12 protein-coding genes are annotated in these 15510 nt (G+C 44.6%); 6 read left to right on the top strand and 6 right to left on the bottom strand.

The genetic code is table 11. The features are described 5' to 3' along the window. Nucleotides 1-63: 63 nt before the first annotated feature. Both ACYX4W_RS05290 and ACYX4W_RS05285 read right to left on the bottom strand, forming a co-directional pair. A complete protein-coding gene (locus tag ACYX4W_RS05290) occupies nucleotides 64-876 on the bottom strand; it encodes a DUF4198 domain-containing protein (protein ID WP_476074906.1) in 813 nt (270 codons plus the stop codon). Nucleotides 877-1055: 179 nt separating this feature from the next. Beyond that, nucleotides 1056-3779, bottom strand: coding sequence for an ATP-dependent RNA helicase (locus ACYX4W_RS05285; RefSeq protein ID WP_476074905.1), 2724 nt, complete (start codon nucleotides 3777-3779; stop codon nucleotides 1056-1058). A 185-nt stretch (nucleotides 3780-3964) separates the two neighbouring features. Here ACYX4W_RS05285 and thpR point away from each other — a divergent pair, with 185 nt between their 5' ends. Continuing rightward, nucleotides 3965-4618 carry an RNA 2',3'-cyclic phosphodiesterase gene (gene thpR, locus ACYX4W_RS05280; RefSeq protein WP_476074904.1) on the top strand — a complete coding sequence of 218 codons (654 nt, stop codon included), beginning with the start codon at nucleotides 3965-3967 and terminating at the stop codon, nucleotides 4616-4618. A gap of 250 nt (nucleotides 4619-4868) precedes the next feature. Then, nucleotides 4869-5723, top strand: coding sequence for a formyltetrahydrofolate deformylase (gene purU, locus ACYX4W_RS05275; protein ID WP_474809134.1), 855 nt, complete (start codon nucleotides 4869-4871; stop codon nucleotides 5721-5723). 78 nt (nucleotides 5724-5801) lie between these two features. On the opposite strand, the gene ACYX4W_RS05270 is transcribed toward purU, so the two are convergent. Continuing rightward, entirely contained in the window at nucleotides 5802-6239 is a 438-nt protein-coding gene (locus ACYX4W_RS05270) for a hypothetical protein (RefSeq protein WP_476074903.1), read from the bottom strand. 106 nt (nucleotides 6240-6345) lie between these two features. Next, the gene (locus ACYX4W_RS05265) at nucleotides 6346-6864 is read right to left on the bottom strand and encodes a YgjV family protein (protein WP_476074902.1); all 519 of its coding nucleotides are present in this window, start codon (nucleotides 6862-6864) and stop codon (nucleotides 6346-6348) included. A 255-nt stretch (nucleotides 6865-7119) separates the two neighbouring features. Between ACYX4W_RS05265 and ACYX4W_RS05260 the strand changes: the two genes are divergently transcribed. The 3 genes from ACYX4W_RS05260 to ACYX4W_RS05250 all read left to right on the top strand — a co-directional run bounded on the left by ACYX4W_RS05260 (nucleotide 7120) and on the right by ACYX4W_RS05250 (nucleotide 11608). After that, entirely contained in the window at nucleotides 7120-9309 is a 2190-nt protein-coding gene (locus ACYX4W_RS05260; RefSeq protein ID WP_476074901.1) for a M3 family metallopeptidase, read from the top strand. A gap of 386 nt (nucleotides 9310-9695) precedes the next feature. Then, nucleotides 9696-9845, top strand: a complete 150-nt coding sequence (locus ACYX4W_RS05255; RefSeq protein WP_476074900.1) for a hypothetical protein — start codon at nucleotides 9696-9698, stop codon at nucleotides 9843-9845. 38 nt (nucleotides 9846-9883) lie between these two features. Further along, a complete protein-coding gene (locus tag ACYX4W_RS05250; protein ID WP_476075446.1) occupies nucleotides 9884-11608 on the top strand; it encodes a methyl-accepting chemotaxis protein in 1725 nt (574 codons plus the stop codon). A gap of 58 nt (nucleotides 11609-11666) precedes the next feature. Here ACYX4W_RS05250 and ACYX4W_RS05245 read toward each other — a convergent pair whose 3' ends face one another. Together ACYX4W_RS05245 and ACYX4W_RS05240 are read right to left on the bottom strand one after the other, a co-directional pair. Then, entirely contained in the window at nucleotides 11667-12254 is a 588-nt protein-coding gene (locus tag ACYX4W_RS05245) for a hypothetical protein (RefSeq protein ID WP_476074899.1), read from the bottom strand. A gap of 191 nt (nucleotides 12255-12445) precedes the next feature. Continuing rightward, nucleotides 12446-13300, bottom strand: a complete 855-nt coding sequence (locus ACYX4W_RS05240; RefSeq protein WP_476074898.1) for a hypothetical protein — start codon at nucleotides 13298-13300, stop codon at nucleotides 12446-12448. A gap of 212 nt (nucleotides 13301-13512) precedes the next feature. On the opposite strand from ACYX4W_RS05240, the gene ACYX4W_RS05235 reads away from it, so the two are divergent. After that, nucleotides 13513-15321 (top strand): cation:proton antiporter, encoded by a 1809-nt coding sequence (locus ACYX4W_RS05235; protein WP_476074897.1) that lies wholly within the window; start codon nucleotides 13513-13515, stop codon nucleotides 15319-15321. The last annotated feature ends 189 nt before the right edge of the window (nucleotides 15322-15510 follow it).

Below are 15510 nucleotides of genomic sequence, written 5' to 3'. Positions count from 1 at the left end.
GGGGCGCATTAATCATTTGGTATTTTCAGTAACCGGTAAGGTAAAAACCGTTCAGATTATTGGTTACTGAACGTATTCAAACGTTAGGCTTGAAAAGTAAGTTTCAAAATCTGCTGCAGAACTATTTGTAAGAGGTACGCCCCAAACCGTATTAAGCATAACAGGCCCTTCGACATTAAGTTTAAACGTCGCCTTTCCTTCACTGTCAGTTTGAACCGCTTGCACTTCGGCGCTGTGATCAACCAAGGATGCAGCATCGATAAGTGCGTTGCTTAAGGGCTTTCCTTTGAATAACACCTGAACAGATAGAGTGTTATCTGAAAGTTTATAAGGGTGTTCAAGGGGCACTATTTCTAGCGTATGGCCTATGGGTTTTAGCGCATTATCCGTTATTGCCTCACCCACTTGCACAATGGTTTTCGCTTTTCTTGAATAAAGCTCTTTTCCGGCAATATCGTTCTGCCCTCTCGCCTCGCGATGGGCTAGTATTTCTGTTAAACCTTCATCTTTCGCATACTGATTAAACTTCTTCGCTTTTAGTACACTAGTAGCATGATAGCTTTCAAACCCTATAACGTGAGTGCCAGGTGAAAGCTCGACCGTTTTAGCCATGCCGGGTAGCATTGACGTTTTAGGTACTACGCTGGCGGCCATATCACTCACGCCGTCAGAAGAATAAGTGCGCAACGCGACTATCCTATCCCACGCAAGGTTCCAATGAGAGGTATCTTCTTTATGGCCTACTTTAAACTGCAAGGCAACAGCACTTGGTTCTTGCGAACGGTAGCTTGCTGGCTCTAACCAAAAATCGTGAGCCTGAGCGCTTAAAGATGTAGCAAACAGAAAGCCTGCTGTGGCTAAACGGGATAATTTCATAGCGTAACGTTACCTAAATAAAAGTTTGTAATTGCTACCATCAACTTAGCTTAGTTTTTATTGTGTAACCACTGTCGTTAAAAACAGACTGTGTAAGAAATTGGTGTATAAGCAATGGCTGGTGTTTGAAATACACAACAATCAACTAAAAACAGTAAGAGGTATGGCCGTATCAGCCGCTACATATGCTTTTTTGTTTTGCTGGTCGGCAATGCATTTGCTGGGTCATCTGGCCAAAAGTGCTTGGGGTAACGTCCCTTCATCTCTTTTTGTATTTCCTTGTAGCTGCCTTGCCAAAACGCACCTAAATCACTGGTGGTTTGCAGTGGCCTGCCTGCTGGCGACAGCAGCTCGCACACAACAGTCACTCGCCCACCCGCTAAGGTTAATGGAGCGCTTTGCGAATACAATTCTGGCATTTTGACCGACAGCACTACATCTCCATTGTCGCGATAATCTAGGCTAGCCTCTCTGCCCGTAGGAATAGTCATGTGAGTGGGCAAAAGCGTGGCTAATGCGTCTTGCTGAGGCCAAGATAACCCATTATTTAAGGCCGTCTTCCACGGTAACTGCTTAAGGTTTTTAATACTTTTACAGCTTTTTAAAACAGGCGCTAGGCTGTCTTTTGCCCTACGCACCAGGTCGCTCAATGACAATGGCCAGGGATCTGGCTCGTCAAAGGCTTTATCTTGCGGGAGATTGAGCTTTGCGGCCATCAGAACTCTTCGCCACCATTGCCAATCGCCATCCGACAGTGGCCAATTGGATAACGGCAAGGTATCGAGATAGGCAAACCAGGCATCGCACATTGCACTTTCCCAAAACGCTTTTTCGCGGCTTTTTTCCTGCCCGGACACTGGCGCACTATTTAGCGTTATGTCATAAAACCCCGTACTTACTCTTGCTTCCATTACGCCAGTGTCGCTGTTAAGAATAACACTACGCTTTTCGCTAAATGCGTCAGGAAAAGCTAAACGCAACCAGCGCTCGGGTACATGCTGAGCTAGGCGTATTACCACTGTGCTTTTGATTAGCTGCCCTTCAAGTACCGCTATCCAAGGTTCATTATCTTTCTCGTTTTCATTGGAAAATGTATTACCGGCTGTAGCGGTTAGCTCAGCCCCCTTCCCACTCGCCAACTTGTACTCAATAATATGAGACTGAGAAGCACTGCTTCGTGTAGCCCCTTTTATTACGGCTTTCGAATTACCAGAGTTACCGCTATTACCGCTTGGCGCATTGCGCCTGTAGCCCACCTGCAAAGGAAATGCGATGGCGATACAAAGGCCAAGGGCGCGTTCGTCTAATGCATTGATATCGGGCGTGAAAGTCTGCGCTTTGCCCTGCCCGCTTTGCACATAGCGCGCATAACGGGAAGCTTGTTGTATAAGCTGATTGCGAGTGCTGCTATTAGCATGACGCAGAGCATCCATTACGTTTGTGACACCACTCACATTAATATTACTTTCGCTTATTGCCACAACAAAAGGTGCAGCAAAGCGAAGCGCGCTATTTTCATCAGAACTTAGTCCGTCTATGCCTGTTTTTGCCGTTAGCAATAAATGGGCTAAATGGGGCTGACATGGCAACTGGGCCAGCGCTCTTCCATAGGGAGTAATGCTCGATTGAGAGATAGCATTAACCCGCTGAAGCTTTTGTTGTGCCACCTGCTGCTGCGCTTGTGTAGGCTTCGTCAACAATGCCAAGGACTCTGGGCTGCTACCCCACGCCAGAGTATCTAGCAAGAAGCTGCTTAAGTCCTCTTTTTCAATTTGCGCTGCATTATGTTTAGCTAAACGCTCGAAGCTGCTTTTACTGCATAGCCTATAGCAGGTTCCGGCCATTACCCGTCCTGCTCGTCCGGCTCTTTGAATGGCAGATGCTTGCGAAATACGTTGCTGGGTGAGGGCGGTAATATCGCTTGAAGGGTGATACTGAGCACTGTTCTCCCACAGACTATCAATAACCACTGTCACGCCTTCAATGGTTAAACTTGTCTCTGCAATATTGGTAGATAATATAACTTTTCGCTTGCCCTGCGGCTCTGGCGCTATGGCTGCTTGTTGCGCTGATTTTCCTAAAGCGCCATAAAGCATGTGAACGGCTATGTCCGCACTTTCAGCTACCCCTTTTATTTCTCTGGCAACAGCATTTATGCTACCTCGACCAGGAAGGAACACTAAAATATCACCTTTGTGCTCACTTACTGCCTGTTTTATGAGATTACTGATTTTTGGTACCAGCTCATAAGCCTGCACATCTTGGGTGTAGCGAACATCAACAGGAAACATACGACCTTGAGTTTCTAAGTTCGCTACTGGCAGTACGCTAAACGCATTAAGCAATGTTTGAAGTGGCGCAATATCCAAAGTAGCCGACATCACCACTAGGCGTAAGTCATCGCGAAGTCCAGACTGGACTTCAAGTGCCAGTGCCAAACCAAAGTCACTATGAATACTGCGCTCATGAAATTCATCGAAGACAATAGCATCCACACCGGTAAGCTCTGGGTCTTGCTGAATCATGCGCGTTAACACCCCCTCGGTTATTATCTCAAGCCGAGTGGCAGACGATGTTTTCGACTCGCCCTTTATACGATAACCAACTGTTTCACCCACACTTTCATTTAACTGTTTTGCTAAGTGGTCAGCAAGATTTCTTACCACCACCCGGCGTGGCTGCATAAGCAGTATTTTTCCCTTTAGCGAAGATTGCAGCAGTGACAAAGGCAGTACAGTAGATTTCCCTGCCCCCGGAGGCGCCCCTATGATGATGTTGTTAGTAGCTACGGCTTCTTGTAGCGGCGTAACAAGTTCATAAGCGGGTAGGTGAGAAAACGGCTGTAACATAAAGGGCATAAAGGTGTTATAAGTTGGTGGGTATAGTGTACCTGATGTAAACAATGCACTCGAACATCACAGCTATTTTTTTAAATTTGGTAAATATTCAATACGCGCGACTTGTTTTGGAACTCGTCCGCAGCGCCATGATAAACTTATTGTGTACGGACGTTCGCTGCCTTCTTAAACTTGTGGGCTGCACTACTGTTTAATGTACATAGATAGGGCAAATTTAAAGGAGGAAAGCTATGCGAAGCTTTATTGGTTTAGATCTTAGCGCCACAGAAAAACTTGCTCTAGATAGCTGGCGTCAACAGGCGTTGCCTGAAGTAATGCCTCGTCAATGGGTGAAAAGCGAGGTGACTCGTACTCGTAAGTCTGGCAACAAGCGTAACGAACACATCAACAATCAAGGGCCCGCAATACCTTATGCAGTGCCAGCAGCAAACTTTCATATCACGCTTTGCTTTTTAGGCGAAATATATCACCGTCAGCACGAAGCGCTTGTGTATGAACTCGACCAGCTCGTCAGTGAACCATTTTCTCTAACTCTTAATGCTACCGGGTTGTGGAATGGACCTAAAATACTCTTTGCTGCACCCACTGAAACACCAAAGGCACTTAATGAACTCGCTAAACTGTCGAGAAAAGCGGCCCGTAAAGCAGCAATCGAAGTAGAAAGCAGAGAGTATAAGCCTCACGTCACGCTTGTAAGAAAGGCTACGTCGACATTGCCGCTACCGCTTTACAGCCCGAGCGTAGACGTTCACATTTCAGCATTTCACCTATTTGAATCTGTGACTACGCCGCAGGGGGTGACCTACCCTATTCGTCAATCTTGGCCGTTGAAACACAATATGTCGGTAAGAGAGAAACTTCGCCGCGGTATTACAGATGAGTAAAAAGAGGCAAGTAAAGAGCGGCGAATAAGGAAAATGTACTACCGAGCTGGGTTATCCGCATCTGTACAGCTATAGCAAATACCTTTTTATAGCCAAGCAGCCCTGATGACTGAAAGTAAAGACTGAGAGCAATGACTGAGAGTGATTATGAGTTATAGCAATTTAAGCTGGTTTTAAATTGCCTATAGCCTTTACAACGCCTAGCGTCACGGGTAAAAAGATAGCCTGTTTTTTTATTCACACTGCCCACATGCAACAAACATTTAGATTAGTTATAGACTGCCCTGACCAAATCGGGCTAGTTGCCAGCGTGTCGCAATTTTTAGCCGACCACAACGCAACCATCGTTGAAGCCAGCCATCATACCGATTTACAAACCGGCCGCTTTTTTATGCGCCATGAAATTAGTACCGATTCGCTTAAGTTAGATCACCAAAGCTTCGTTAAAGAGTTCACCCCACTTGCTAACGAGTATCAGATGAACTGGAAACTCAGTGACTCAGACAAAAAACAGCGCGTTGCTTTGTTAGCGAGCCTTGAATCTCACTGTTTAGTTGACCTGCTTCACCGCTGGCACACTGGCGAACTACACTGTGATATTCCAGTGATTATTGGCAACCACCCGCAAATGAAACAGTTTGCCGACTGGTATAAAGTCCCTTTCCATTGGGTAGACTTTAAGGCGTTAGGCAAAGACGCGGCGTTCGCGCAAATCACTACCTTACTTCAAGAATACAAAATTGATTTGACCGTGCTTGCCCGTTTCATGCAGATTTTACCTGATACGTTGTGCCAAGAGCTGGAAGGTAAAGCCATTAATATTCACCACAGCTTCTTACCTAGCTTTGCAGGTGCTAAGCCTTACCAGCAAGCTTATGATCGCGGCGTAAAATTAATTGGCGCAACCTGTCATTACGTCACCAAAGACTTAGATGAAGGTCCGATCATTGAGCAAAGCGTAAAACGTATCAGCCATAGCGACAGCGCAGCTGATATGGTGCGCAAAGGTAAAGACTGTGAAGTAACCGCACTGGCTCACGGTGTGCGCTACCATTTAGAAGACCGCGTAATTATTCACAGAAACAAAACCGTGGTATTCGCGTAAGCTTTTACGATTGCCTAATAAAAAAAGCCCGACAGTAACATTACTCTCGGGCTTTGATTTGGTCGGTTCTCGCTCTATCTAGACATTCTTTTTCACGTTATTGAACCCATCTTCACCAAGTACTTCTTGAAGCCTAGCTTTTATTACGGCTTCCTTGTGTGGATAGTGAAAATCAAATCCTCTGCCATTCCTATCTAAAATTACCCCTAGATATTGGTTAGAATAATTAAGCGCATAAATTGTGTCAGCGTTCACTTTTAGTGGCTGGCGGTCATAACCGTGTAAATAGTGAAACACAACGCTCTCATTCTCTTTTTCTATTAAGCTTTCGATAGAATATTTCTTGCTAAGGCCCCTACTTCTGAAATAGGAAACATAGCCAATAAGAAGCCCTACACTACTAATAGTCATTGCAAGCTTTAGATCGTCTTCTACATTTAAGCGCAGGACAAAAAGCGCCAATAGAAAAGCAGGAACAGCGAAAAATAGAGCTTTGTCGATGGATTTACGTTGCATTACCTTGCCTGTGGATTCAATTCCGTTTGACAATAAATACATCACAAAAGGACGATATGTTCAACACCTGTACCTTCAGCCCAAATGAATTAGATTAAACGTAGACCTAAATTGGGCTAGTGCGTATGGCCCGTCTAAGCTTCATGTAGTACCACAGGTTTGATGCTGCAAATAGTGCTTCAGTAATAGCTAAGCCCCACGTCTGAGTAATTACACCGTATGCAGTGAAATTGATTGAACCAATAATCATACACACGCGAAGACCTGCTTCCTTACAATGCAGTTCACCAAAGCGATAAGCCATGAAAGTTAACACAGGCATAGCCTCAATCAGCGAGGTTTTACCGGTTAAGTTATTTACTGTCAGTACAATCACCATCATAGTGATTAAAGTAATGTAAGTTGCAATAGGCGAAAGTAGCTTATTTTTTATTATGCGATAGCTGGTACTCATTCCTGCTACCGTAATAACCACAACGCCTCCCCATGCTTGCTCAAAAGCCAAAAGAGAACCAATAGCAATACATAACCCTAAATTCAGCAGCAGTAATTTGCGTTCAGTATTCGACCAAAAGGAGGCCAAGGCGAATGCTACGGGAAACCCGTGAAGAAGTAATTCAAACATGGTGATCACAGTAAATAAGTCAGTGGTTTACGCGCTGTGGAATACAGCTAATTCAGAACGCGCGCAGTGTAATTTCCAACCAGCGCAAAGCCAATCAAAATTTGTGCAATTTCGACGAATTGCATACCAGTACGATTTCTCCTCCAAACCGCTGTACTGCAAGGAATTACGTTAAAGAGCATTTAACTTATTTTTACATTATCTTAAGATGGTTTTTGTCAAAAAACCTATAGATAAAAACAGACAGGAAAACTCATGGGTAAATTTAAAACATCACTTACCGCGATAGCGGTTGTGGTTGCACTTGGTGCATGTTCAGAACAAAAGGCACCAGAAACGTCTAGCACAGAAGTGCAAAATACAACGGCATCTCAACAAGCACAGTTTGATAACGTTCTGCTTCAAGAGTTTAAAGGCCCCTATGGCGGTGTACCTGCTTTTGATAAGATGAATTTGGAAGATTTAAAGCCTGCGCTAGAAAAAGCAATGGAATTGAATCTTAAAGAAATTGAAGCTATCGCGAATAATGAAGCGCCACCAACGTTTGAAAACGTTATTGTAGAAATGGAGCGTGCAGGTGCAGAACTTGGTCGCGTATTCACCTATTACGGCATTTGGAGTTCAAACAAGTCTAGCCCTGAATTCCGCGAAATTCAGGCAGAGATGTCGCCTAAGTTATCGGCTTTCTTCACGCAAATTACGCAAAACGAAAAACTTTTTGAAAGAGTTAAAACGGTATACGAATCTGACGAGTTAGATTCACTTACGCCAGAAGAACAGCGTATAACATGGATGACTTACAATAGCTTCGCACGCAATGGAGCGACCTTAGATGGCGAAGCGAAGAAGCGCTACGCTGAAATTAACCAAGAGCTTGCTACGCTACACACTAAGTTTTCTAACAATGTACTAGCAGACGAAGAAAGCTACGTTACCTATATTACTGAAGACCAGCTTGACGGTTTGCCTGCCTCATTTGTTAAAGCAGCAAAAGCGGCAGCCGAGTCTCGCGGCGAAGAAGGTAAATATGCAATTACCAATACGCGTTCATCAATGGACCCGTTCTTAACATACTCCACCAATCGCGAGCTTCGCGAGAAAGTATGGCGTACTTACTACAACCGCGGTGACAATGCTGACGAGTTTGATAACAACGACATTATTAAACGCATCTTAACTCTTCGTGACGAGCGCGTTGAGCTATTAGGTTACGAAAATTACGCTCAGTGGCGCTTAGAAGATCGCATGGCAAAGAACCCAGAAAACGCCATGGACCTGATGATGAAAGTATGGCCTGCCGCTATTGCTCGTGTTGAAGAAGAAGTGGCCGACATGCAAGCCATTGCAGATGAAGAAGGTGCAGAGATTACTATTGCACCTTGGGACTACCGCTTCTATGCAGAGAAAGTGCGCCAGGCGAAGTACGACCTAGATTCAAACGAAGTAAAGCAGTACTTACAGCTTGATAAGCTTCGCGAAGCGATGTTTTACGTTGCAGGTCGCTTATTCAACTTCAACTTCACACCTGTTGAAGAAGGCAAAGTACCCGTTTTCCACGAAGACGTGAAAGTATGGGAAGTAACTGACAAAGACAGCGGTGAGCATATCGGTCTTTGGTACCTTGACCCATTCTCACGCCAAGGTAAACGCTCTGGCGCTTGGGCAACTACATACCGCTCTTACACTACCTTTGATGGCAAGAAAACCGTATTGTCCTCTAACAACTCGAACTTCGTAAAAGGTGCTGAAGGTGAAGCCACGCTTATTTCGTGGGATGATGCTGAAACCTACTTCCACGAATTTGGTCATGCACTTCACTTCTTGGCGTCTGATGTAGAATACCCGTCGTCGCATTCTGGTGTACGCGATTACACTGAGTTCCAGTCTCAGTTGCTAGAGCGTTGGTTAACTACCGATGAGGTTATCAACAACTACTTGGTTCACCACGAAACAGGTGAGCCTATTCCTTCTGAGCTGGTAGAAAAAATTAAAAAGGCTTCAACCTTCAACGAAGGCTTTAAAACTACCGAGTACATGGCTTCAGCCATCATGGATCTGAAGTACCACACTACCGATCCTAGCAAGATTGACCCTGACACTTTTGAGCGTGAAGAGCTTAAGAAGCTAGACATGCCGGAAGAAATTGTTATGCGTCACCGCTCACCTCATTTCGGCCACGTATTCTCAGGCGAAGGTTATGCAGCGGCCTATTATGGCTACATGTGGGCAGAGGTATTAACCGCTGACGCAGCAGAAGCCTTTATGGAAGCACCGGGTGGTTTCTACGATAAAGAAGTAGGCGATCGCTTAGTAAAATATCTATTCGCTGTACGTAACGCAATGGATCCAGCTGAAGCATATCGCAAGTTCCGTGGTCGTGACGCCAAGGTAGACGCATTGATGCGTGACCGTGGTTTCCCTATTCCTCAGGAAAATAAAGAATAAGCGAAACGGCGGCAGCAGCAGGCTAAGTTAACGCCTGCGACTAACCAAATCCGTTTCTGAAATGCTTAGGCTCTCGTATTTGTTATAACAAATACGAGAGCCTTTTTATTTATCCCCTACATATGTAAAGGCTAATATTTTTTGTTGACCTGTTGGTCAATTATGCCTCACAATCAATTTACCCTTTTTATTAGCAAAAAGTATAAACTTTGCAATGAATAGGTCGATAACTTCTATGCGCTTTAAAAAATAATAAAAGCATTAGCGTAAGAATTATAAAGTAGTACTGGCCCGCCTAGGATTCAGTGCCAGACGTCGCTGTGCCTGCAATGTAACGTCAACTTTGATCAATTAATTTTCAGCATTAACTTACGTGGTCGAAAGTCATGACTTTCAGTATTAAACAAAAACTCATTATTTCTCTTATTGTAGCGGTACTGGCTGCTGCAATTCTTGTAGGTTCAATTAGCCAATGGATTGCCCGTGATCTCGTTAAAGAGAACATGGAAGAACTACAAGTCTCCCTTCTTTACTGAAACAGGTTGGCAACCGCGTAGACAGAGAGGCTAGCGTGATGCTTACCGTAGCACACAGCATTGCCTCTAACCCGGATATTCTCGCTTGGTCATCAGCCGGCGCCGATACGGCAGGTGAACGTCGCCTACTGGGCTATCTAAATAATATCGTTGAATTTAATGATTTAACGGTAGCCTCGTTTGTAGACAGAACCACCTACAAATATTGGAATCAAGATGGCTTTTTGCGTGTACTTAAGAACGATGAGTTCGATGGGTGGTTTTTCGCTTACAAAAATAGTGGCGAACCCATCTCGCTGAGTTTGTACAACGAACCCGGACAGGGTTACCGCCTGTTTGCGAATTATCAGCAAGTAAACGGCAGAGGTATGTCGGGTGTCGCTAAATCGGTAGATGAGTTATTGGGTATTATCAATGCCGTTAAAATTGCACAAACCGGATTTGTCTTTCTTGTAGACGGTAGCGGCACTATTATCGCGCACCCCAATACCGAGTTATTAGGCAAAGCCAAATTAGCGTCAATAAGTGATTCGAACACAGCGGGGCAACTGCTTAATCGTCAGGGTTTCGCTATGGCCACCAGCGACTCAGCAGGCGATACTCAGTTATTTGCCAGTACCTATGTGGAAAAGGCGGGTTGGTACGTAGTAGCGCAAGTACCGGAGCACGAACTTTATGCATCTTTAGATGCGGGTAGCCGCCAAATCATTATATGGGCGTTGATAATTGCCGGTGCTTTTGCATTTATCGGAATATGGCTAGCTGGAACGCTTACTAAACCACTTGAATCACTCGCGGATGTCTTCCAACAACTTGGTAGAGGTCAAGGCGATCTGCGCTCGCGAATTCCTATGCCTGAACAAAAAGAAATTGCCCGCTTAGTAGAAGGGTTTAATAACTTTATCGACCACCTTCACGGCACTATCTCTCAAGTAGCTAAAACAAGCCATGCATTGAAGGCATCGGCTCAGGATGTAGCAAAGCAGTCTCATCAAACTGAAAACTCTACGAAAAGCCAACGAGATCAGACGTTGCAAGCTGCTGCGGCATTAACAGAGATGGGCAGTACGGTAAATGAGGTGGCTCAGTCTGCTACTCATGCAGCCCAAAATGCTAACTTGGCCACCACCAACTCGGCTCACGGTCGCGAGATTACTCAGCGTGCGGTGCATGCGATAAACGGCCTGTCAGAGCAAATCCAAGATGTATCACGCGTTATTCAGTCGCTAGATGAACACACCGCAGCCATTGGCGGTATTCTTGATACGATAAGGGGTATTTCGGAGCAAACTAACCTACTTGCGCTTAATGCTGCAATTGAGGCAGCGCGGGCTGGCGATCACGGCCGAGGTTTCTCGGTTGTTGCCGATGAGGTTCGAACTTTGGCGCAACGTGCCGCCCAAGCGACTGATGAAATACAGGTTAAAATTGACAAGTTCCAGCAGGACTCCAAATCTGCGGTTTCGCAAATGGAGTCAAGTCGTACGCGCACCACTGACGTTGTAACCGCAACCACTGAGATTGATAAATTGCTTCAAGATATCGCCGAAGAGATTGCTCATATCAATGATGTGAATACGCAAGTTGCCACTGCAACCGAAGAGCAAGCAACTGTGGTTGAAGATATAAACCGAAACATTAACGATATTAGTGCATCTAGTGAAGAAACTTTAAATGCAACGCAAATATTGGTGAATGTAAGTGACAAACTTGACGAGCTGGCGCAGGAACTTTCGCTAGAAGTAAGCAGGTTTAAATTATAAATAGCCTCTATTACTTTACGCGCTAAGCGGTTAGTAACAAAACCTTATACGCTATCATTTAGAAGGTGATGGCGTATTGCAACTTAACTTGATTATCGCGGCTTGAACGCCATGGTAGTTGAAGTGACGCATCACCACTCTCCCACGACTCTCTTAAGGCACCTACAGTAAGTAAGTGTTTATCTTCGTTAAACGGAACTTCAACGTACAGCCCAGCCGTTGTGCTAGTTGGTAGTCTAATCGTATCGGCGACAGGAATACGCATTTCATGGCGAGGACGAACTTTGTGGCTCAATCCTAGGCGGTAGCCTCCTCTATCCCACCAGCTGACTACTTCAAATTCGTGGCTTTTCACGCGCTGAGATAGAACACCATAGTCAAGAAGCCCTTTATTGTAGTGCACAATAGCTTCAATATTAAACGTAGGCGCTAGTTTTTGGCTGAACGCTAATTGATATTGTTTCTGCTTGCAGCCTTTGAATTTAATCTTATTTTTTGTGAGGGTTAGAGAAAAGGTATCATCGCTATCTGAATATTTGTTGAGCCATTGCTGCGCCTCTTCAACCACGGAGGCATTAGCTGCTCCTGCCATTAATAAACATGGGCAAACACACATTGCTAAAAAGGACTGGTGAAAACGTCTCATTTTGGTTGCCTCTGAAATTGTGGTTGGCTACAACTTGTTCGATAACAATTTCAGTATAGACGCTAGTACGGCCAGTAGGGTATTAGCCATTTTACTAACAACAGCTAAAAGATAACTTAAAAAGAATGAATACTGTTAATGGCAGTAGACTTGTTAACGGTCTTAAACAAGCAATAACGACCGAATTTCGCTTATCTTTGTGTTACTTCAGCGCTAGATAGTGAAGCTTTGCGTCCTTCCGTTGCTTCCTCACTAAACCAATAGGTGCCCTTGTTATCCACGCATACACCTTCAACTTGCTTGTATTGCTCTAATGGCCATATATCAAGAAGCGTATAGTCTTGTGAAACTTGCGCGATAAAGGTTGCGAAATTGCCAAAGGGATCTGATTTATACCCTGTGATAACGAACTTGCCTTGATGACGGTCGAAATCAACGCCCGTTACTACACCTGGTAGGCCTTCAATCGATGCAAAGGGGCTGATGGTTTGTTCTGCTTCCCCTTCGTTGACCTTGTAAACATGAGTAATGCCCGTTCTCCAGCTTTTTGAGAACAGAAGCAGTTCATTACCATACTTGACCATGGCCTCTGAATCGAAATCGTGTGCGTAAGGAATATTGCTCGAAGCATTATTGCCTGCATATTTTAGCGTGAAGGTAGTTATATCGTTTGTGTTACGGCGATTTACTTTGTGAACTTCAACCTTCTCTCTTTTTCCTTTATTGTTTCCGACGTCTGCAATGTAAAACGACGTGTCGTCAGCGGTTATTGCTTCCCAGTCTCTATTGGTCAATGGTAAACGCGTCCGCTCGGTTATCTCACCTTGGTAATTGATACGGTAAATTACCGGTGCGTTGCCTGAGTCATTAAGCGAATACATACTATCAATTTCACAAAACAAACCCGACGTTTCCGAAAGCTCTTCAGGCAATTCCACAACACTCTTAACGTTAAACGAAGCGTCCGAGGTAGGGTATTGATTCGCACATGCAGACGCTAGTAAAAGCGCTGACATTAAAAGTGCAAGTTTAGAAAAAGAGTTCAAAAAGTCGCTCCTAAAAGACCAGTAACCTCTTGTAATAATACCAAAGCTTTTAAACATCGAATATGTATTTAGCGCGCTAAAAATGGTCTATTGGTCTAAACTTCAAACCTCAGCGTATATCGCTATGAGCTAATGCTTGGCCTAAAGTCTCTATATGACAAATAATTAGGCTGATATAGGATGGATAAATAATAACGCGATAAGGATTTAATTTGTCAGACCCGCTTCTCTCACTCGTTGCAGTAGGACTGCTGTCAATAACATGCCAGTACTTAGCTTATAAGGTAAGGCTTCCTGCAATTTTGCCACTCTTGATAGTCGGTATTGTTGTCGGCCCGGTATTCGGTGTACTTAATGCGGACGACTTATTCGGCGATTTATTGTTTCCCGTCGTTTCTCTTTCTGTTGCCATTATCCTGTTCGAAGGCTCACTGACGCTAAAGTTTAGTGATATTGCGGGCCATGGCAATATGGTGAGGAATCTGTGCTCTATCGGTGTATTAGTCACCTGGGTGGTTGCGGCGACAACCGCACACTATAGCCTAGACCTTTCATGGCAGTTGTCCTTTTTGTTCGGTGCAATTGTTACTGTAACTGGACCTACCGTTATTGTTCCCATGTTAAGGACTGTACGACCTAAAACCAATCTAGCCAATATCTTACGTTGGGAAGGTATTGTTATCGATCCCATTGGGGCCTTGTTAGCGGTACTGGTATTCGAATTCATCGTAGCGTCACAAGAAACAGCTATCACCCATACGCTCATTGCCTTTGGAAAAACCGTTGGTATAGGGTCGGTATTGGGGCTTGCCTCAGGCTATTTACTGGGCCTGTCTATTCGTAAGGAATGGATCCCCCACTACCTGCTTAACACCGCTGTGTTAACCGTTATTTTAGGTGTATTTGCAGCCTCAAACTACGTAGCGCATGAATCGGGCCTTCTGGCGGTGACCATCTCTGGCATGGTGTTGGCCAATATGAAAGATGTTGATGTAGAAGACATCCTAGAATTTAAAGAAACCTTAAGCGTTTTGCTTATTTCAGGCTTATTCATACTGCTTGCCACGCGACTGAACTTACAGTCTGTCATCGATGTAGGCTGGGGCTCGATTGTGGTGCTAGCCGCTATTATGTTTATAGCCCGCCCCCTGTCGGTATTAGCATCGTCCATTGGTACTGGACTTAAGCTTAATGAGTTAGCGTTGCTAAGTTGGATTGCCCCACGCGGTATTGTTGCTGCAGCAGTCTCAGCCCTATTCTCTCTTAAGCTTGAAGAAATTGGCTATGAAGGAGCAGGCATTATCGTTCCTATCGTCTTTATGGTGATTATCGCGACGGTTGTAGTGCAAAGTCTTACCTCTCGCAGTGTTGCATCTCTTCTTAAGGTTAGAGCGCCGGCGCCTACTGGCTACCTTATTTTTGGAGGTAGCAAATTCAATCGCGCCCTTGCGTGTGAGATGTTGAATCAAAAATTAGACGTGACTATTGCAGATACTAACTGGGATGCCATTAGAGAGGCGCGCATGATGGATATTCCGGTGTATTTCGGAAACCCTATGTCCGATCATGCGGCTCGACATCTCGATTTAAACACCTTTGGCACTGTATTGATAATGTCGCCCTACAAACAATTGAACCCGCTTATTGCTTATCACTTTGAGTACACTATGGGTAAAGACAAAGTGTGGGCGCTAACCAACAATGAACAGTCTACGAGACCTAGTCACCAAGTTAGCGAGCAGTATGCTAAAAAGCTTACGTTATTTGATGAGGGTGTTACCTATGGCTATTTAGCGTCAGCCATTGCCCGTGAATCTGCGGTTAAAACGACCCGGCTTTCAGAAGAGTTTACCTTTGAGCAGTATACGAAGCAGTATGGTGAACGGGCTACGCCGCTTATTGCTATTAACGCCGAAGGTAAAAGCTACACTTTTATTAACGGAAACAGTATTCAGCCTAAAGCTGGCTGGCGTATTATCAGCTTGATTGAGCCAGAGCTTGAACAAAAAATAGAAGAGTAAAAGTAAGAAAACCTCCTGCCTCTCGGCAGGAGGTCTCTCCCTGGAGAACACGTAACACAGTGCCCTTTTTTAAAGGTGCATATTTATTTGGATTTTACTGCCGTTACGCTGTCGTAGCCTTTGTAGCAAAGAGTAGACCAAAATATCAAAAGCCATGCTTTACAATAACTTACGTTAATTTACACATTC

Source organism: Alteromonas sp. ABH4_454 (genome assembly GCF_056311775.1).
The sequence above is the reverse complement of the archived record's forward strand: the minus strand, read 5'-3'. Positions and strand labels throughout refer to the sequence as shown.

Bases quoted from the DNA above. Each gene is read 5' to 3' on its own strand.
- ACYX4W_RS05290 (WP_476074906.1), bottom strand. From the start codon at position 876: ATGAAATTATCCCGTTTAGCCACAGCAGGCTTTCTGTTTGCTACATCT.
- thpR (WP_476074904.1), top strand. From the start codon at position 3,965: ATGCGAAGCTTTATTGGTTTAGATCTTAGCGCCACAGAAAAACTTGCT.
- purU (WP_474809134.1), top strand. From the start codon at position 4,869: ATGCAACAAACATTTAGATTAGTTATAGACTGCCCTGACCAAATCGGG.
- ACYX4W_RS05270 (WP_476074903.1), bottom strand. From the start codon at position 6,239: ATGCAACGTAAATCCATCGACAAAGCTCTATTTTTCGCTGTTCCTGCT.
- ACYX4W_RS05265 (WP_476074902.1), bottom strand. From the start codon at position 6,864: ATGTTTGAATTACTTCTTCACGGGTTTCCCGTAGCATTCGCCTTGGCC.
- ACYX4W_RS05260 (WP_476074901.1), top strand. From the start codon at position 7,120: ATGGGTAAATTTAAAACATCACTTACCGCGATAGCGGTTGTGGTTGCA.
- ACYX4W_RS05255 (WP_476074900.1), top strand. From the start codon at position 9,696: ATGACTTTCAGTATTAAACAAAAACTCATTATTTCTCTTATTGTAGCG.
- ACYX4W_RS05250 (WP_476075446.1), top strand. From the start codon at position 9,884: ATGCTTACCGTAGCACACAGCATTGCCTCTAACCCGGATATTCTCGCT.
- ACYX4W_RS05245 (WP_476074899.1), bottom strand. From the start codon at position 12,254: ATGAGACGTTTTCACCAGTCCTTTTTAGCAATGTGTGTTTGCCCATGT.